A 17,822-nucleotide genomic window follows, 5' to 3' on the forward strand; every position below is an offset into this window, starting at 1 on the left:
GTAACCGTGACGGCTCCCGCAGCTCCTTTTGCACCTGCTTTGCCTGCTGCTCCGGAAATAGTGCCCGCTTCTGACGCCCTGGCTTCAGGCCCAACTGGCGCTGTTGCTGCCGCTCCGGCGGCTCCGGCGGCAGTAGCGCCGGCCAGCAGCTTTGGACCCGAGAGCCTGCAAACGGCCCTGTATGCCCAGCAGCTGGCCCACCAGCTTACGGTCGCCGAAATGCGCAACCAGCACCTGCTGGAGCAGCAGCGGCTGATGCAGCAAATGCTGGATTTGATGCAGCGGCAATTGCCGAGGTAAAGGACAAGCGCAGCTAAAACAAAAGGGCAAACACTGTGACGTGTTTGCCCTTTTGTTTTAGCTGGTTCTAGGCTAGTGGTGCAGAGCCATAATGCCCATTTCCTCCGCCTCCATCAGGTTCTGCGGATTCACTGCCGTTAGCCGCAGGGTTTTCATCTCGCCGACCAGCAACGGGTCGTATTTGGCCGCTACGCGAATGTAGTTGGGCGTGAAGCCTTCCATCTGCCCGTGCGTGACGTCGTCTTCGAACAGCACCTGCGTTTCCTGCCCCACGTGCTGCTCGTAGAAAAAGCGCTTCTTCTTTTCCGACAGGCCGCGCAGCTGGGTGGTGCGCTCGTGGCGGTGGCGGTCCTGCACGCGGCCGGGCAGCGTGGGCGCCAGCGTGTTTTCGCGCTCCGAATACGGGAACACGTGCAGGTAGCTCACGTCCAGCGCCGTCAGAAACTGGTAGGTTTCCAGAAAATCCGCCTCGGTTTCGCCGGGAAAGCCCACGATGACGTCGACGCCGATGCAGGCGTGGGGCATCACCTGCTTGATCAGCGCCACCCGCTCGGCATAGAGCTGGCGGCGGTAGCGGCGGCGCATCAGCCCCAGAATCTTGTCGGAGCCGGACTGGAGCGGAATGTGGAAGTGGGGCATAAAGCGCTGGGAGCCGGCCACGAAGCGGATGATGTCGTCGGTGAGCAGGTTGGGCTCGCAGCTGCTGATGCGGAAGCGGTGAATGCCCGCCACCGCATCGAGGGCCCGGACCAGGTCGTAGAAATCCTCTTTGCGCTCCCGCCCGGGACCCTGCAGGCCGAAGTCGCCGAGGTTGACGCCGGTCAGCACAATTTCCTTCACGCCAGTGGCAGCCAGCTCCTGCACCCGCGCTACCACGCTCGACACGGAGTCGGACCGGCTTTTGCCGCGGGCCAGCGGAATGGTGCAAAACGAGCAGGTGTAGTCGCAGCCGTCCTGCACCTTGAGGAAGGTGCGGGTCCGGTCGCCGTAGCTGTGGGCGGCGTGAAACTCGGTGGCTGCCGAAATCGGGGAGGCGTACACCTGCCCCGGCTGCCCGGCCGCGGGCTTCTCGAACCCGGCCAGGATATCGACGAGCTGAAATTTCTCGGCCGCGCCCAGCACCGCGTGCACGCCGGGAATCTCCGCAATTTCCCGGGGCTTGAGCTGGGCGTAGCACCCGACAATCGTTACGAAAGCCTCCGGATTGTGCTTGAGGGCTTCTTTTACCACCTTGCGGCACTTACGGTCGGCGTGGTCGGTGACGGAGCAGGTGTTGATGACGTAGATGTCGGCGGCCTCCTCGAAAGCCACTTTGCGGAAGCCGCGCTCCTCAAACTGCCGGCCGATGGCCGAGGTTTCGGAGAAGTTGAGCTTGCAGCCCAGCGTGTAAAAGGCAACTTTTTTGGTTTCCATAAGAGAAACTGATAACAGCTAAAAACCTGCTCCACTGTCTTTAAGCAGGGTTTTTACAGAGATGTCGTCAGGATTAGCTTGTTGGCGACAATGAAAACACCACCCAAGACAAGTACAAAACAGGGCAGCCAGATGCTTGCGCCGGGGCAAAGTTAACCCAACTCAGGCAGAGCAACCCAGAATGGACCGGTGTAGCTGCCGGCAGACCGGGGCCAGAGGACTGAATTCGTACCCGGCACCGGCGCAGGGGGCGGCCTGAGTTCTGGACTGCCGGGCGCCCGGGGAGTAGCCGACTGCCGGAGCCCGCGGTTGTGAACTCAGCCTGGCGGCAAGAGGCTGGGCTAGGCCTTGCCCAAGGTCAGTGTAGTGGAACGCCGAACCTGGAGGCGCCCCGGGGCAGGAAGAACCGCGGCGGTTCTGTTAGGGCTGCTATAGTTTTCCGCTGACAATCCTTTTGGCCGCATCGTAAATCACGTTCCTTTCGCTGCTGCCCAGAATCCGTTCGATGCGCTCAAACTCTTCTCTCATCTTGCCCACATCATCGAAATCCTGTTTAAAATCGGCAGCTGCCGCAGTCGTTATGATTTCCAGCGTGGCCCGGGTGGAATCCTCGTTTACCGACGACCGTAGCGCAACAATGTGCGCCAGGTTGATTTTGACCGATTCATTGTGTTGGATCGAATAACTTAAGAACTCCATGCGATAAGGATGACGGGTGAAAGGCGTTTCAATATAACGCCTTTCCCGGTGAACGAAAGCGGGTATTTCGTCTAGGCTACCTTTACCTGACCGGGCTCGCCAGCCGGGTGCGTACCAGCGTCATCAAACCGGGCAGATCGGCCTGATTAAGCTCGGGCGCGGTGATAAACGGGGCCAGCTCGCCGGAAGGCAGCCGCCGGAACACGGCCGGCAGCGGCACCTCGCGCCAGGCCGGAAATTCGGCCCGGAACTCGTCGCGGTGCAGAAACCGGGCCTCAATGGGCAGGGCCTCGATGAAGGATTTCCACTCGGGCCGCATGCTCACGCCGTAGGTAAGCGCGCACAGCGAGCAGGGGTAGGTGCCGGGCGAGAGGGTCTTGTGGACCAGATCCAGCAGCCCGTTCAGCAGCCCGCCGTTGGCGTTGTACACGAATAAGAGGACAGTTTCAGGCATAAGGAGCAGGCAGACCGGAATCAGGACAGCAGGGCAGGGGAAGATTCTATTCTGTGGGTAGTACGAGCTAACCGTAACTTGGTGGCAATAGCAGCCCGGCAGCTGTCCGATTGCCGGCACCCTGGCCTACTTCCGCAGGAAGTCCCCGAACGAGGCCTGCTCGTAGGCCTGCCCCTGGCGCAGCAGGGCGGTATCCCCGGTCATCACGCGGCGGGCCACGTTGTCGTAGGTGATGCCGCCGTGGCGGGTTACGAAGCCGAAGCCGTCGGTGAAGGCGTAGAACGCGAAGGGCCGCCGGGCGGGCCGCAGCAGGTCGTAGCTCCACTGGTAGGCCGCCGTGGGCAGCTGCAGCTGGGCCAGCAGCGTGGCGGCCACATCGGTCTGCGAGCCGAAGGTGTCCAGCACCCGCCCCCGGGCTTCGGGGCGCAGGGCGCCGCCGGCCAGAATCAGGGGAATATGAAACTTGCCGGCGCTTTCGTTGGCATCGTCGCCGGGCAGCGGATGACCGTGGTCGGCGACGAGCACCAGCAGGGTATTCTCCCACCAGGGCTGCTGCCGGGCGCGGTGCAGAAAACGGCCCAGCGCCCAGTCGGCGTAGTACACCGAGTTGCGGAAAAGCGCCGCTTCGTCGGTGCCGGGGAAGCGGCGCGGAATCGGCACGTCGAACGGCTCGTGGCTGCTCAGGGTGAAAGCCGTGACGAAAAAGGGCTGCGCCTGGGTTTGCAAATCGCCCAGAATCCGGTCGAACAGCACGTGGTCGTGGGCCCCCCACTTCGAGCTCTGCTGGCTTATGGGAAAGTCGGACCGCTCGGTAAACCGGTCGTAGCCGGCCGTGACGAGGTAGCTTTTCATGTTGGCAAAAGCCAGCTCCCCGCCATAATAGTAGTGCGACGCGTAGCCCGCCCGCTTCAGGTCCTGGCACAGGTGGGGCAGGCGCTCGGTTTTGCGCGGATACTTGATAATGCTGGTCGAGGGCTGGTTGGGGTAGCCGCTGAGCAGCGACACCAGGCCCTTCTGGCTCCGGTCGCCGGCGGCGTAGAGGTTGGTAAACAGCACGCCGGTGCGGGCCAGGCTGTCGAGGTTGGGCGTCACGTTCTTTTCGCCGCCCGTACCGGCCACGAACTTGGCCGTGAAGCTTTCCAGAATGATAAACACCACGTTCGGGCGCTTGATGCGCAGCAGGCGGGTAGCGGCCGTATCGGCCCCGGGGGCGTAGAGCTGCCGCACGGTGCGGGCGGCCACCGAGTCGGGCATGAACTGGTACTGGTTGGGGCCGCCGCTCTGCAGGAAAAGCGAGTTTACCACGTTCCAGGGTACATTGACGGCCGCGTGATTGGCAAACGGGCGGGCGGAAAAGTACACGTCGCTCTGGTTGACCGGAATCTGCTGCACGCCGCCGCGCAGGGGCACGGCCAGCAGGCCCAGGTAGAGCAGCCCCACCAGCGCGGCCCGGCCCCGCCCGAAGCCCGGCGGCAACAGCGGCAGCCGGCCGCAGAGCCGGGCATAAAGCCCCCAGCCAAAAACCAGTAGCCCGGTCAGCAGGCCCGCCAGCAGCAGCAGCGGGGCGCTGCCGGCCGAGGCAGCCATTTCGGCCGGCGAATCCAGGTACTGCAGCGGGGTAGAATCGAGCCGGAAGCCCCAGGCCCGGTACAGCTCCAGGTCGGCCACGGTGAAAAAAGTCACGACGATGCCGATGACGGCCGAGTAGAGGCGCAGGAGCCGGTCGAGGGGAAAGCGGCCGGCAAGCAGGCTGCCCCCCGTCAGCAGCAGGTAGGGCACCAGGCTCAGGTACGCCGCTGCCGAGGCATCCAGGCGCAGGCCGTAGCCGAACACCCGCAGCAGCTCACCGTCGGCAAGTGCGGCCGCTTTGGGGAAATGATACACCAGAAAGACGGCTTTTGCCGCCACAAAAAAGACCAGCCAGAACAGAAAATAGCGCAGCTGGAAAGCAAAGCGGTTTCTCACCCGGCAAAGGTAACCGCAGATTTCAACCGGCGGAACCCCAACCCGCGTTTCGGGGCTCCGCCCCGGCGTCGCCGGGCCAAGCTGGCCCTGGGCGGCCTTAACTTGCTTATCACCCCGAAGGCTGTGTGCAGAAGGGTGTATGGCGACAAAAAGAAACAGATTTCGGGCAAATGCCCTTCGCCTGCAGGGTGGGTTTGGAAAGTAACAGTGGTTAAACGTACTTTTGCCTTGTCAAATACCACCGTATCTCGTTTCAACTTCTCAATGGCTATACTGCGCTTCAAAGCACTTGAACTCGTCGACCAGCGCAAGCCGGTGACCGTACCTTCTACCGGGGAGCGTCGCTCCGACAGCTTCGGTAAAAACGTATTCAACCTGGAGGCCATGCGGGCCAACATGCCGGGGGAGTACTTCAAGAAGCTTCAATCAGCCATCAAACAAGGCACGCCGGTCGAACGGTCGGTGGCCGATGCGGTGGCCTCGGCCATGAAAACCTGGGCCATGGCCAAGGGCGCCACCCACTACACCCACTGGTTTCAGCCCCTGACCGGCTCCACGGCCGAAAAGCACGACTCCTTCTTCGACCTGAACTCCGACGGCCGGCCGATTGAGAACTTCAAGGGCTCGGCGCTGGTGCAGCAGGAGCCCGATGCCTCGTCATTCCCGAACGGCGGCATCCGCAATACCTTCGAGGCCCGCGGCTACACGGCCTGGGACCCGACTTCACCCGCCTTTATCATCGAGACGGCCGGCGCTTCCACGCTCTGCATCCCGACCATCTTCGTGGCCTACACCGGCGAGGCGCTCGACTACAAGGCCCCGCTGCTGAAGTCGCTGGCGGCGCTGGAAAAGGCGGCCCTGGATGTGTGCCAGTACTTCGACAAGGACGTGAACCGCGTGTCGACCACGCTGGGCATCGAGCAGGAATACTTCGTGGTCGATAAGGCCCTGTTTGACGCCCGCCCCGACCTGGTGATGACCGGCCGCACCCTGTTTGGCCACGCCCCGGCCAAGGGCCAGCAGCTGGAAGACCACTACTTCGGCTCCATCCCCAGCCGGGTGCACGCCTTCATGCTCGACTTCGAAGAAGAGTCGAACCGCCTGGGTATTCCGCTGCGCACCCGCCACAACGAGGTGGCCCCCAACCAGTACGAGTGCGCCCCGACCTTTGAGGATGCCAACCTGGCCGTCGACCACAACCAGCTGCTGATGGACATCATGGACCGGGTGGCCGAGAAGCACAACTTCAAAGTGCTGCTGCACGAGAAGCCCTACGCCGGCGTCAACGGCTCGGGCAAGCATAACAACTGGGCCATGAGCACCGATACCGGGGTGAACCTGCTGGCCCCCGGCCGCCGCCCCAAGGAAAACCTGCAGTTCCTGGCTTTCTTCATCTCGACCATTACGGCCGTGCACCGCTACGGGGACTTGCTGCGCGCCAGCATCGCCTCGGCTTCCAACGACCACCGCCTCGGCGCCAACGAAGCCCCGCCGGCCATCATGTCGGTGTTTGTGGGCTCCCAGCTCGACAGCGTGCTCAATGAGCTGGAGCGCACTGCCAAGCTGCCCCTCGACAAGGGCGACAACATCTACCTCAAGCTCGGCATCGACAAGATTCCGGCGATTCTGCTCGACAACACCGACCGCAACCGCACCTCGCCCTTCGCCTTCACCGGCAACAAGTTCGAGTTCCGGGCCGTGGGCTCGTCGGCCAACTGCTCCTCGTCGATGACGGTGCTCAACACCATCGTGGCCGAGCAGCTCATCGAGTTCAAGGCGTCGGTCGATGAGCTCATTGAGCAGGGCAAAAAGAAGGAAGTGGCCATCGTGGAAGTGCTGCGCGAGTACGTCATTGCTTCCAAACACATCCGCTTCGAAGGCAACGGCTATTCTGACGAGTGGAAGGACGAGGCGGCCCAGCGCGGCCTGAGCAACATTCCGACCACCCCGCAGGCCCTGGATGCTCTCATCCGCGACGATGCCGCCGAGCTGTTTGCCCGCCACAACATCTTCTCGCACGTGGAGCTGCACGCCCGCCACGAGATTCTGCTGGAGGACTACATCAAGAAGATCCAGATTGAGAGCCGCACGATGGGCGACCTGGCCATCAACCACATCATCCCGACGGCCGTGGCCTACCAGACCAAGCTCATCACCAACGTGCGCGGCCTGCGCGAGCTGGGCCTCGACGACGAGCATTCCCAGGTAACGGTGGACACCATCAAAGCCATTTCGCGCCACATCAGCACCATCAAAACCCAGGTCGACGAGATGGTGAATGCCCGTAAGGTGGCCAACAAGACGGAAGACACCCGGGACCGCGCCATTGCGTACTGCGACACGGTCAAATCACATTTCGACCCCATCCGCCGCTCCGTCGACAAGCTGGAGCTTATGGTGGCCGATGAGGACTGGCCTCTGGTAAAGTACCGCGAACTGATGTTCCGGCACTAAGCCTGACAAGTCAGAATCGGGCCGGAGTTGGGTGGGAATTTGATCCGGCCCCGATTTCATTAAGAGCCGTTCCGGGTGGGGCGGCTTTTTTTGGGCCCGACTCCGTTAAATTGTTGCGCGCTGATAATCAAGGCGCAGGCGCCAAAATACGGGCCCGGGGGCGAGCGGTATATTAGACGTTTAGGATACTGGCCCGCTTTTTGGAAATCCGGGTAGCGTACCCTCTTACTTCCCAAAATCATGAAGCGTCCTCTACTCCCGGCTTTGGTGCTGCTGTTGGGCCTCGGCCTGACTTCGTCCTGCACCGTCAACTATTATGGTCTTGACCAGAACCAGACGTATCGGCGCGGCTCGCACGTCCAGCGCCGGCCTTCCTATCCGCCCACGTACGGGGGCAGCTACGGCGGCGTCAGAACGCCGGCGGGCAGCGGTACCGGCGGCATCAAAACGCCCCCGGCGGGCGGCACCGGCGGGACAAAGACGCCGCCAACCTGGGAAGCCGGCGGCGTCAAGCAGCCCGCGCGGATGGAATCCGTTGGCATCAAGACCCCGAGACGGGAAGTAGAAGTGGAAGCCGACCCGATCAAAACTCCCCCGAAGGACTGGCAGACCGGAGGCATCAAGCCGCCACCTCCAGCTAGCGGTGGTACGAGCCTCACGCCGCCCCGGAAAGCGGAAGAAGAGCCGATTAAAACTCCTCCGAGCGACTGGCAGACGGGGGGAATAAAGTCGCCCGTTCACCCGGGGGCCGAGCAGACCGCCATTAAGCTGCCCACGCGGGAAGTAGAAGCCGAACCGATCAAACCCCCTGCGACTGACTGGCAGACGGGCGGGGTGAAGTCGCCGGTGGTTGCAGCCGGCAGCGAGGGCCCGGCCCTTACGCCTACCGCCGAAGCGGAACAGGAGAAGCCGCTCCGCGAAAAGGCAATGAGTGAGGACAAGTCGCCCAACTGAAAATCCGCTGATTCAAGGTTCCGCGCAATAAGCTCCCCGCGCCAGTCAGGCAGCATTGCCTAAGTGCCCCGGCAAGTATTTTCCGCTACCCAACAAAGAAGGCCGGCTATTGTAGCCGGCCTTCTTTGTTGGCAGAGAAAGGGAAGCAGGCCTACTTGAGTACCAGGCGCCGGGCAACGTTGCAGCCATCGGCACCTTCCATGATGAGCAGGTAGGAGCTAACCGGCAAGGACACCAGGGGGCCAACGGTACTGAGCGGCTTGCGGTAGACGATGCGGCCCGTGCCGTCCGGCATGCTCAGGTGCAGTCCAGTACGGGGGACGATGCGGGCAGCCGCGGGGCTACGGCCTGGTGCTGCACGTCGGGGCAGAGCTGCAGATCCTCATGACCGGCCGGCCGGGCCGTAATTGGGGCGGCCGCCAGGAAAAGCAGCAGGAGGAGAGAGAGGCCAGGTTACCCTTTCCAGACAAAGGCATGCTAGCCACAGGTAAGGCGAAGTTGCAGCAGAAAATTAATACGACTACCCAATACAAGCGGTAAGACGCCTGCAGCTACTCCTGTAGTAGTTTTTTTTCAGATGTACTTGTATCATCTGCCAACTCGGCTTTGGTGCCGGCGTCGGGGTTGATACGCTTCCAGGTAGCCCATTTCAACTCGTCGAGCCGGGTCAGGGTGTCGGCAACGGTGGCATTGGCTTTGATTTTGTCGAAAAAGCCGGTCTTGACGCCTACTTTGATCAGCTGCTCCAGCACAAAGGGCAGGATCCAGCCTACAACGCTGGTGGCCAGCACGCCGCGCAGTCCGATGCGCAGCAGCAGCCGGGTCGCCATCCGCTCGAGCAGCAGGGCTTTGGCCGCGGGCAGGGCTTTGTCCAGCAAAAAGTCGCTGACCAGCTGAACGTTGCCTTTCTGTACTTCGGCCCGTAGCACGTCCTGCACCGCGTCCAGCGCCTTGCGGGCTACCTGCTGAAACAGGCGGCCGGTTTGCCAGGCCCGCAGGCTGGTGGCTTTGGCCACGTCAAAAATAGGGCGGAAGGTGAGCTTTTTCATGGGGTAGGGCGGTCAGGGGTAGCGCAGCACGGCCGGCTACGGAGGCATAGGTACGCAGGGCAAAGCCACCAGGGTACTCGGGCGGGCAGCGTTGCCGGCGCAAACAACGTAAAGCAACCGTAATCCGTCGCTAACCCCAGCCCGATGAACGCCATAATTATTACCGGGCCCGGTGGCCCCGAAGTGCTGCAGCAACAGACGCGGCCCCTGCCCGAGCCCGCGGCCCACGAAGTGCTGATCCGGGTGGAGGCCGCCGGCGTCAACCGGCCCGACGTGCTGCTGCGCCAGGGCAAATACGCCGGCAGCGGCGACGTGGCCGGCTCCGTGCCGGGCCTGGAAGTAGCCGGCCGCATCGAGAAATGCGGGGCGGCCGTGGTCCGCTGGCAGGTGGGGGCGGCCGTGTGCGCGCTGCTGGCCGCCGGCGGCTATGCCGAGTATGCCGTGGTGGATGCCTGCCACTGTCTGCCCGTGCCCGCGGGCTGGACCATGACGGAAGCGGCATCGTTGCCGGAAACGGTGTTTACGGTGTGGCACAACGTGTTTCAGCGCGGGCAGCTGCAGCCCGGCGAAACGCTGCTGGTGCACGGCGGCAGCAGCGGCATCGGCATCACGGCCCTGCAGCTGGCCCACGCGCTGGGCAGCCCCGTGTTCGTGACCGTGGGCAGCGCCGAAAAAGCCCGGGCCTGCGAGCAGCTGGGCGCCGCCGGGGCCATCAACTACAAGACCACCGACTTCGAAGCCGTAGTGCAGGCCGCCGGGGGCGCCGACGTAATCCTGGATATGGTTGGCGGCGAGTACACGCCCAAAAACCTGCGCCTGCTCAAAGACGACGGCCGGCTGGTGTTCATCAATGCCATGCAGGGCGGCAAAGCGGAGGTGAATGCCCTGGACATCATGCGGCGCCGGCTGACCATCAGCGGCAGCACGCTGCGGCCGCGCTCCGCCGACTTCAAGGCGGCGCTGGCCGCGGAAGTGGAGCGCGGCGTGTGGCCCCTGCTGGCGGCGGGGCAGTTCCGGCCCGTTATCCACCGCACGTTTGCCCTGGCCGACGCGGCGGCGGCGCACCGGCTGCTGGAAAGCAGCACCCACATCGGGAAGATTGTGCTAACGGTAAGCTGATTTTAGTTGCGTAATACTATCGGGGGCCGGCGGCATTCCCGTCGTTTTGGTGAATACAGCACCAAAAGATATAAACCCAACAGTGGCAGAAGCTTTGGCGGGCCGGTACCTTTGAAATAAACCAAAGCAGTCCGGCGCTGGGTGGGACTATTGCCGGGCTGGTTTTCAGAAAAGGCGTTCTTGAGAGGGGCGCCTTTTTCTGTTTCCGGGTATTTCCCTCTACAGCAGCAGAACGGTCGGCCGGTAGCAGGTAATTTCCCGCTACCGGCCGACCGTTCTGCTGCCGCTACAGCGGCGGGCAGTGGCGGGCTACGCCTTCTTCCACTTGATGGTGCACCCGATGGCCTTGGTGGAGCTGATAGCGGCGGGCTTGCCGGTCAGAATGTCGGTCATGGCCTGCTCCACATACCTGGTTTTCACCAGCTTGGCGTCTTCGGAATTGTCGTCGATGGCCCCGATGTAGCTTACCACAAAGTCCGGCCCCTGCCTGGTCACCACGTACAGGTGGGGCGTGCGGGTGGCCCCGAAGGTTTTGGCCACCTGCTGGGTTTCGTCCTGCAGGTAGGCAAACGGGTACTTCTTGCTGGCGGCCCGGGCTTGCATCTCGGCGAAGGAGTCGCCGGGCACGGTGGCCTCGTCGTTGGGGTTGATGGCCACCACGGGGTAGCCCTGGGGCGCGTATTTCTGGTGCAGGGCAATGATGCGGCTTTCGTAGGCCTTGGCGTAGGGGCAGGTGTTGCAGGTAAAGACCACGATGTAGCCTTTGGCGGCCTGGTTACCGGCCAACGACACCAGGCGGCCATCCACGTTTTTGAGCCGGAAGTCCGCGACTTTGTCGCCGACCTGGTAACCGGGCGAGGCGGGGCCGAAGTTGCTGAGCAGCACCAGCGCCAGGCTGGTGGTGAGCAGGGAAAACAGCTTTTTCATGAGCGAGCCAGGGGTAAAGTGAAAAAAGGAAGGGAAAGGCTAGGGAAGGAACTTCTGCAGCTGGGCCGTCAGCTCGGCCTGGGTGAATTCCTGCTCGAAGGCGGCGCGTTTCTGCTTGTTATAGATTAGCGTGAAGGGCAGCGCGCCCGACCACTTGCCGTCCACCTTATCCAGCCAGGCGTTGGGGGCGGTTTCGTTGAGCAGCACCACTTCCGACTTCAGCCCGCGCCGGAGCACGAAGGGCTTGACTTTTTTGTCGAGCTGGGAGGCGTAGTCCAGGCTGACGAGCAGCACTTTTACCTTTTTGCCAGCGTAGGTCGTGCTCAGCTGGTCGAAATAAGGCAGCTCCTTGACGCAGGGCGCGCACCAGGTCGCCCAGAAGTTGACCACGTAAGTCGTGTCATTCTGCCGGCTCAGGCGCTTTTGCAGTTCGGGCAGCTTGATGACGGTGACCTGCTGGGCGTGGGCGGCAGTAGCCCAAAGCAGGAGGGCAGCGGCGGCAAGAAATTTTGGTCGGGTCATGTTTATTGAAAGGCTGTTACTGCAAAGACCGCTCTAGCGGGCGGAAGTTGCGGCAGTGGAGCCGCCTGCTGGCGTCGCGGCGTTGCGGAGGTTACTGGGCCTGGCTGGCCAACCGCAAATCGTTTGCTGCTCAGCCGCAACCAGGCGGCTCTACGGCATACTACCACAGTTGAGCCAACTGGGCAAGTCCAAACCTGCTTACCTTTGTTACTCCTTCTGAAACTCCTCCTTCGGGTTATGAACAAAACGTATTGCCCCAGCCTCACCGAGTATAAGCGCCGCCTGAGCCGGGAAGTGAAAATCGGTGACCTGCCCATGGGCGGCCTCAACCCGATCCGGGTGCAGAGCATGACCACCGTCGACACCATGGACACGCTGGGCTCGGTGGAGCAGACCCTGCGCATGGTAGAGGCCGGCTGCGAGTACGTGCGCATCACCGCGCCCAGCGTGAAGGAAGCCCAGAACCTGCTCGAAATCAAGAAGGAGCTGCGCCGGCGCGGCTGCTCGGTGCCCCTCATTGCCGACATTCACTTCACGCCCAACGCCGCCGAGCTGGCCGCCCGCATCGTGGAGAAAGTGCGCGTAAACCCCGGCAACTACGCCGACAAGAAGAAGTTCGACGTCATCGAGTACACCGACGCCAGCTACGCGGCCGAGGTAGACCGCATCCGGGAGCGGTTCCGGCCGCTGGTCCAGATCTGCAGGCAGTACGGCACGGCCATGCGCATCGGCACGAACCACGGCTCGTTGTCGGACCGGATTCTGAGCCGCTACGGGGATACGCCGCTGGGCATGGTGGAGTCGGCGCTGGAGTTTCTGCGGCTGTGCGAGGAGGAAAACTACTACGACGTGGTGCTGAGCATGAAGGCCAGCAATACCCAGGTGATGGTGCAGGCTTACCGGCTGCTGGTGCAGAAGCTCGACGAGGAAGGCCTGCAGCCGTATCCCCTGCACCTGGGCGTAACCGAAGCCGGCGAGGCCGAGGACGGCCGCATCAAGAGCGCCGTGGGCATCGGCACGCTGCTCGAAGACGGCCTCGGCGACACCGTGCGCGTGAGCCTCACCGAAGCCCCCGAAGCCGAAGCCCCGGTAGCCAAAGCCCTGATTGACCGCTACACCAACCGTGCGGCACAGGCCAAGCCGATTCGCCCGCTGGGCGCCGATTTGGCGTTGCCACTTGCCCCGGCGGGCGAGTCGTTCAACGAGAGTGGTCCGACGACTCAAAGTCGTCGGACCACTTCGGCCGCGCCGGCGGACACTTCGGCGGCGGTACCCATCGACCCGTTTCAGTACCACCGCCGCATCACCCGCGAGGTGCTGAACCTGGGCGGGCAGAACGTGCCCCGGGTGATGGTGGATATTTCCCGCCTGGCCTCGGTGGAGTATGCCGACCTGCGCGCCGTGGGCCACTTGTACTCGGCCTTCCTCGACAAGTTTCAGATGAACGACCTGGGCGCCGACTACCTCTACAGCGGCCAGCGCCCGGTGCCCTTTATGCTGCCCAACGGCCTGAAGGAAGTAGTGGACTACGCCGCCTGGCTCGACGCCGGCCGCCGTGCCGACCACTTCCCCGTCCTCACCCAGGCCGAGTACGCCGGCGCTGGAGCTAAGCACGCAGAGCTGAACTTCGTGTTCCACAACCTGGCCTCGCTCACCGCCCCGGCCCTCGACCAGCTCCGCCAGGACGCCACGGCCGTCATTATCCTCTACACCGACAATGCCCACGCCATGCCCGAAATCCGGCGGGCGTTTTTCGAGCTGCTGAATAACGGCATCACCAATCCGGTCATCATCAACCGGCAGTATCCGGCCCTTACACCCGAACAAACCCAGCTCTACGCCGCCACCGACGTGGGCGGCCTGCTGCTCGACGGCCTCGGCGACGGCGTGGTGCTGAGCACCGAGCTGCTGCCCGAGCGTGAAAAAGCGGAGTGGCTCCAGAATATCGACCAGCTCAACCAGCTCAGTTTCGGTATCCTGCAGGCGGCCCGCACCCGCATGTCCAAGACCGAGTACATCAGCTGCCCGAGCTGCGGCCGGACCCTGTTCGACCTGCAGGAAACCACGGCCATGATCCGCAAGCGCACCGACCACCTGAAGGGCGTCAAAATCGGCATCATGGGCTGCATCGTGAACGGCCCCGGCGAAATGGCCGACGCCGACTACGGCTACGTGGGCGTGGGCAAAGGCAAGATTGCCCTCTACCGCGGCCAGGAAGTCATCAAAAAGTCGGTGCCCGAAGCCCAGGCCGTCGACCAGCTCATCGACCTCATGCGCGAGGATGGCCGCTGGGTGGAAAAGGAGCTGGTGGAAGAGCCGGTGGTGGGGTAGCTGCCTAACTCTATCCTACTCATGAGCGTCGAAATCCAACTATTCGCAGCCGAAATTACCTTGGGCACTATCGACGCACAGATTATCGACGCTTCGATGGGAGTACTTGGCGGCAAGCTGAAACCTTCCGAGGTGTATTACACTTACTTTCAGGCTTTCTTTCGAGCGCACGGTAAAAAAACCGACTGGCAGGGGCTGGAAGCACTTGGTTTGAAAACTACTGCGCTGCTGACTGGCGAGTTAAGGGCAGTGGGGGGAATATGTATTACTGATGTTGAGGGCTTAGGCGAGATTGAGGTTGAAGTTTGTGGCATTGATTGCCTGATAATGAATGAGCTGTTCCCTGAAGCTTAAAATACAATTCCGTCCTACTCATCAGTCTCCCTCTAAAGACTAACCCAATACTACCCGGAGCAACCACCAGCCCCAGCGGGGCGGCACATCGGTAGTACCCGTTGCAGAATAAATACCCGAAGCCCCAAATCTGGGTGTCGCCCCGCTGGGCCTAAGGCCGGTTCGGCCCCGCACCCTTCACGGCTTCGGAATTCCCAGCTGCTTGCAAATCTCCTTGCACAGCTCCTCGTCGATGTCGCCGTGGCGCGGGACGCTGGTGCGCTTGCCGGTTTGCTCGTTCTTATAAATATCGTGGCGGCTGCCGTGGCGGTGCAGCGGGCAGCCGTGTGCTTCCAGGTGCTTCACGAACCTGCCGCGCTTCATGCGGCCTGCTCCACAAATTCCAGCTCCTCCTGGGCAATGATGTCGGTCGGATCGACGGCATCTTCCCGCATGTCTTCCAGGTACAATGCCAGCGCATCACGGATATTGTCTTTCACCTCCGCAATGGTGCGGCCCTGCGTAAGCACCCCCGGGAGCTCCTTGAACTGCCCGATCAAATGCGTTTTGCCCTGGCGGATGATGAGGGTGAGTTTCATGGCTGGTGGAAAATCGTGGTTCTGCGAAGATAACGAAGAAATGCCCGCTCGGGTGCCAGGCAGCTATTGCGCCCTATCATTTACAGTATTTTCCCGCCTCACCCGTCTGCCTGTCCATGAAGATCAAAGCAATCCTGACCGGGGCCACCGGCATGGTGGGCGAGGGCGTGCTGCTCGAATGCCTGCACAACCCCGCCGTGGCGCAGGTGCTCAGCATCAGCCGGCGGCCCAGCGGCATCACCCACCCCAAGCTGCGCGAAATCATCCACGCCGACTTCCACGACCTGACGCCCATCCAGGACCAGCTCACGGGCTACAACGCCTGCTTTTTCTGCCTGGGCGTGTCGTCGGTGGGCCTGAAGGAGCCCGCGTACCGCCGCCTCACTCATGATTTGACCCTGCACTTCGCCCAGACCCTGCGGCCCCGCAACCCCGGCCTCACGTTCTGCTACATGTCGGGGGCGGGCACTGATGGTACGCTGCAAAGCGGGCAGATGTGGGCCCGGGTGAAGGGCGAAACCGAAAATGCGCTGCTGGGGCTGGGTTTCAGGCAGGCCTACATGTTCCGGCCCGGCTTCCTGCGGGCCACGTCGGGCCAGCGGCACGTATTGTCGTACTACAAATACTTTGGCTGGCTCTACCCGGTGCTGCGGACGCTGACGCCCAGGTACGTTTCCACGCTGGCCGAGCTGGGGCAGGCCATGATTCAGGTAACCCGGCGCGGCTACGCCAAGCCGGTGCTGGAAGTGCCCGACATCGTGGCCGTGGCGAAAGGGAAGCCGTAGCAGCAGGGGCAGAAAATCGTTGCCGTGCCGAGATTCCGCGGCCCGCCCGGAAGGACGTTCTGTTTCCAACTGCGACGCTGCGCGCGCCTCCCCGGTCCCTAACCTAAGGCGCCGCATGCCCGGCATGACGATCTTTTTTCCTGTTCTGCCCAGCAGGCCGGGCCCCGGCGGCAATCCGCTACCTTTGCCCGAAATCCACTCCGCCCGCATGATCCGCACTGTCATCTTCGACATGGACGGCGTGCTCGTCGACACCGAGCCGCTCCACCACGACGCTTTCTTCCGCCACTTCGCCGAGCTGGGTATTGCCATGACCCGGGAGGAATACGCCACCTTCCTGGGCTCCTCCACCCGCAACGTCTACCAGCGGCTCAAGGCGCAGTTCGGCCTGACGGAGGAGGTGGAAACGCTCATCAACCGCAAGCGGGAGCTATTTGGCACGTCCTTCGACGCCTCCACCGGGCTGGACCTGCTGCCCGGGGCCCGGGCGCTGATTGAGGAGCTGCACGCGGCCGGCGTGCCGCTGCAGCTGGCTTCCTCGGCCTCCAAGCAAACCATTGCCCGGGTGTTTACCCGCTTCGGGCTCTACCCGTACTTCGATAACCTGGTCAGCGGTGAGGACTTTCCGCGCTCCAAGCCCGACCCCGCCATTTTCCTGCACGCGGCCACGCTGGCCGGTATGCCACCCGCCGAATGCCTGGTCATCGAGGATTCGGCCAACGGCGTGACGGCCGCCAAAGCCGCGGGCATGGTCTGCGTGGGCTACCGCAGCGAGCATTCCGAAGGCCAGGACCTGCACCACGCCGACCAGGTCGTGGCCCACCTCGGGCAGCTCAGTGCGGCCACGCTGCTATCGTTCTAAACTTTCCTTCTTCCAATTCGTGACAACACCGATAAGGATTGTAGCGGCTTTGCTCGGGGCCGGCGCCCTCACCGGCACCGGCCGGGCGCAGGCCCAACCGTCAGTGCAAACCCAGTTCGTGGCCAAAGCCGGCTGGCTCTACGGTAGCGCGCCGGCCCCGGCCATTGGGCTCGATTCCGTAGCCGCGGCGGGCCGGCAAAACAGTCCGACCCAGTACGTGGTGCTCCACGGGTACCGGGTGGCGCTGCGGGCTTCCGGCGAAGTCATTGTTTTTCGCCCGGCGCAGGCCACGCAGAACCAGCACGCCTACCCCGGGCAGGACGGCGGCTGGCCGGTGCAGCCGCTGGCTTACGCCCAGGGCCGGCTGCTGTTCCTGGCCACATCCGATGGCTACCTCAAGCCCCGCAAGCTCAGGCTGGTGGAGCTGGATCTGGCCAAAAACTCCTGCCAGCAGCTCAGCGAGGCCCGGCACATCGAGGCGGTTCGGTATTCGGAAGACCGGATGGTAGTGTACTACACCAAAAACGGGGCCGCCACCCAGTGGAAACGGCCGCCGGAATAGGGCTGCTACCGGCAGCCATCCTGGCGCCGCGTGTCGATGACGTGCACGATGCGCCAGCCCGCGGCCAGCTTCACCAGCTGAAACGAGTTGTAGCCGCAGTGGCTGAACTTCGGCCCCACGTAAAACCGGTAGGGCGTCCAGACGCTGGCCAGGTTGGCATCCACCAGCACCCGCTCGAAGCGGATCCGCTCATCGTACACTTCCTTATGCGGCGTGCCCACGGCTTGCAGAAACTCGTTCGGGTTTTCCAGGCCCACGCGCGTCGTACCCTCTTTGGTCGTGATGGTCTGCAATACCACGCCGGGGGCCAGCGTGCCGCGCACCATAGTGCTGTCGCCCTGCCGCATGCCGGTGAAGAACGTGGTGATGGTGGCTTTGACGGCGGCGGTTTCGGCGGGGCCGGTCTGGGCGAAAGCCGCCGGGGCGGCCAGCAGGAGGGCGACGAGGAAAAGAGGTTTCATGCGCAGGGAGTTGAGGCGGGGCAAGGACGCGCG

General features: G+C 63.0%; 20 protein-coding genes. 9 read left to right on the forward strand and 11 right to left on the reverse strand.

Features of this window, described 5'->3' with window-relative positions; translation table 11 throughout:
- Positions 1–60: 60 nt before the first annotated feature.
- Positions 61–300: a hypothetical protein gene (locus tag ABD842_RS18015; RefSeq protein WP_345116992.1), complete on the forward strand. Its 240-nt coding sequence runs from the start codon at positions 61–63 to the stop codon at positions 298–300.
- 72 nt (positions 301–372) lie between these two features.
- On the opposite strand, the gene mtaB is transcribed toward ABD842_RS18015, so the two are convergent.
- The 4 genes from mtaB to ABD842_RS18035 form a co-directional block, all read right to left on the reverse strand.
- Positions 373–1,713, reverse strand: a complete 1,341-nt coding sequence (gene mtaB / locus ABD842_RS18020) for a tRNA (N(6)-L-threonylcarbamoyladenosine(37)-C(2))-methylthiotransferase MtaB (protein ID WP_345116994.1) — start codon at positions 1,711–1,713, stop codon at positions 373–375.
- 429 nt (positions 1,714–2,142) lie between these two features.
- Positions 2,143–2,412: a hypothetical protein gene (locus ABD842_RS18025; RefSeq protein WP_345116996.1), complete on the reverse strand. Its 270-nt coding sequence runs from the start codon at positions 2,410–2,412 to the stop codon at positions 2,143–2,145.
- Positions 2,413–2,494: 82 nt separating this feature from the next.
- Positions 2,495–2,866: a hypothetical protein gene (locus ABD842_RS18030; protein WP_345116998.1), complete on the reverse strand. Its 372-nt coding sequence runs from the start codon at positions 2,864–2,866 to the stop codon at positions 2,495–2,497.
- 126 nt (positions 2,867–2,992) lie between these two features.
- Complete coding sequence (locus tag ABD842_RS18035; protein ID WP_345117000.1) at positions 2,993–4,831, reverse strand: LTA synthase family protein; 1,839 nt, start codon at positions 4,829–4,831, stop codon at positions 2,993–2,995.
- A 264-nt stretch (positions 4,832–5,095) separates the two neighbouring features.
- Between ABD842_RS18035 and ABD842_RS18040 the strand changes: the two genes are divergently transcribed.
- Positions 5,096–7,285, forward strand: a complete 2,190-nt coding sequence (locus ABD842_RS18040; protein ID WP_345117002.1) for a glutamine synthetase III family protein — start codon at positions 5,096–5,098, stop codon at positions 7,283–7,285.
- A 240-nt stretch (positions 7,286–7,525) separates the two neighbouring features.
- The gene (locus tag ABD842_RS18045) at positions 7,526–8,239 is read left to right on the forward strand and encodes a hypothetical protein (RefSeq protein ID WP_345117004.1); all 714 of its coding nucleotides are present in this window, start codon (positions 7,526–7,528) and stop codon (positions 8,237–8,239) included.
- 151 nt (positions 8,240–8,390) lie between these two features.
- Here ABD842_RS18045 and ABD842_RS18050 read toward each other — a convergent pair whose 3' ends face one another.
- Entirely contained in the window at positions 8,391–8,534 is a 144-nt protein-coding gene (locus ABD842_RS18050; RefSeq protein WP_345117006.1) for a hypothetical protein, read from the reverse strand.
- Between the two features lie 256 nt (positions 8,535–8,790).
- On the reverse strand, positions 8,791–9,288 hold the full coding sequence (locus ABD842_RS18055; RefSeq protein WP_345117008.1) for a hypothetical protein: 498 nt from the start codon (positions 9,286–9,288) through the stop codon (positions 8,791–8,793).
- Positions 9,289–9,432: 144 nt separating this feature from the next.
- Here ABD842_RS18055 and ABD842_RS18060 point away from each other — a divergent pair, with 144 nt between their 5' ends.
- Positions 9,433–10,407 (forward strand): NAD(P)H-quinone oxidoreductase, encoded by a 975-nt coding sequence (locus ABD842_RS18060; RefSeq protein ID WP_345117010.1) that lies wholly within the window; start codon positions 9,433–9,435, stop codon positions 10,405–10,407.
- Between the two features lie 309 nt (positions 10,408–10,716).
- Here ABD842_RS18060 and ABD842_RS18065 read toward each other — a convergent pair whose 3' ends face one another.
- Both ABD842_RS18065 and ABD842_RS18070 read right to left on the reverse strand, forming a co-directional pair.
- Entirely contained in the window at positions 10,717–11,334 is a 618-nt protein-coding gene (locus tag ABD842_RS18065; RefSeq protein WP_345117012.1) for a thioredoxin family protein, read from the reverse strand.
- 39 nt (positions 11,335–11,373) lie between these two features.
- The gene (locus ABD842_RS18070) at positions 11,374–11,856 is read right to left on the reverse strand and encodes a TlpA disulfide reductase family protein (RefSeq protein ID WP_345117014.1); all 483 of its coding nucleotides are present in this window, start codon (positions 11,854–11,856) and stop codon (positions 11,374–11,376) included.
- Between the two features lie 237 nt (positions 11,857–12,093).
- Here ABD842_RS18070 and ispG point away from each other — a divergent pair, with 237 nt between their 5' ends.
- Both ispG and ABD842_RS18080 read left to right on the forward strand, forming a co-directional pair.
- Positions 12,094–14,187: a (E)-4-hydroxy-3-methylbut-2-enyl-diphosphate synthase gene (gene ispG / locus ABD842_RS18075; RefSeq protein WP_345117016.1), complete on the forward strand. Its 2,094-nt coding sequence runs from the start codon at positions 12,094–12,096 to the stop codon at positions 14,185–14,187.
- Positions 14,188–14,208: 21 nt separating this feature from the next.
- A complete protein-coding gene (locus ABD842_RS18080) occupies positions 14,209–14,541 on the forward strand; it encodes a hypothetical protein (protein WP_345117018.1) in 333 nt (110 codons plus the stop codon).
- Positions 14,542–14,718: 177 nt separating this feature from the next.
- Here the strand turns inward: ABD842_RS18080 and ABD842_RS18085 are convergent, their stop codons facing one another.
- Positions 14,719–14,904, reverse strand: coding sequence for a type II toxin-antitoxin system HicA family toxin (locus ABD842_RS18085; RefSeq protein ID WP_345117020.1), 186 nt, complete (start codon positions 14,902–14,904; stop codon positions 14,719–14,721).
- On the reverse strand, positions 14,901–15,119 hold the full coding sequence (locus ABD842_RS18090) for a type II toxin-antitoxin system HicB family antitoxin (protein ID WP_345117021.1): 219 nt from the start codon (positions 15,117–15,119) through the stop codon (positions 14,901–14,903). Before ABD842_RS18090 ends, ABD842_RS18085 begins: the two co-directional genes overlap by 4 nt.
- A gap of 116 nt (positions 15,120–15,235) precedes the next feature.
- Between ABD842_RS18090 and ABD842_RS18095 the strand changes: the two genes are divergently transcribed.
- The 3 genes from ABD842_RS18095 to ABD842_RS18105 all read left to right on the forward strand — a co-directional run bounded on the left by ABD842_RS18095 (position 15,236) and on the right by ABD842_RS18105 (position 17,328).
- Positions 15,236–15,904, forward strand: a complete 669-nt coding sequence (locus ABD842_RS18095; RefSeq protein WP_345117025.1) for a Rossmann-fold NAD(P)-binding domain-containing protein — start codon at positions 15,236–15,238, stop codon at positions 15,902–15,904.
- Between the two features lie 184 nt (positions 15,905–16,088).
- Entirely contained in the window at positions 16,089–16,766 is a 678-nt protein-coding gene (locus ABD842_RS18100; protein ID WP_345117027.1) for an HAD family hydrolase, read from the forward strand.
- A gap of 19 nt (positions 16,767–16,785) precedes the next feature.
- Positions 16,786–17,328 (forward strand): hypothetical protein, encoded by a 543-nt coding sequence (locus ABD842_RS18105; RefSeq protein ID WP_345117029.1) that lies wholly within the window; start codon positions 16,786–16,788, stop codon positions 17,326–17,328.
- A 5-nt stretch (positions 17,329–17,333) separates the two neighbouring features.
- Here the strand turns inward: ABD842_RS18105 and ABD842_RS18110 are convergent, their stop codons facing one another.
- The gene (locus ABD842_RS18110; RefSeq protein ID WP_345117031.1) at positions 17,334–17,789 is read right to left on the reverse strand and encodes a nuclear transport factor 2 family protein; all 456 of its coding nucleotides are present in this window, start codon (positions 17,787–17,789) and stop codon (positions 17,334–17,336) included.
- Between the last annotated feature and the right edge of the window lie 33 nt (positions 17,790–17,822).

This window comes from Hymenobacter algoricola, assembly GCF_039539525.1.
In the GTDB taxonomy this organism is placed as follows: Bacteria; Bacteroidota; Bacteroidia; order Cytophagales; family Hymenobacteraceae; genus Hymenobacter; species Hymenobacter algoricola.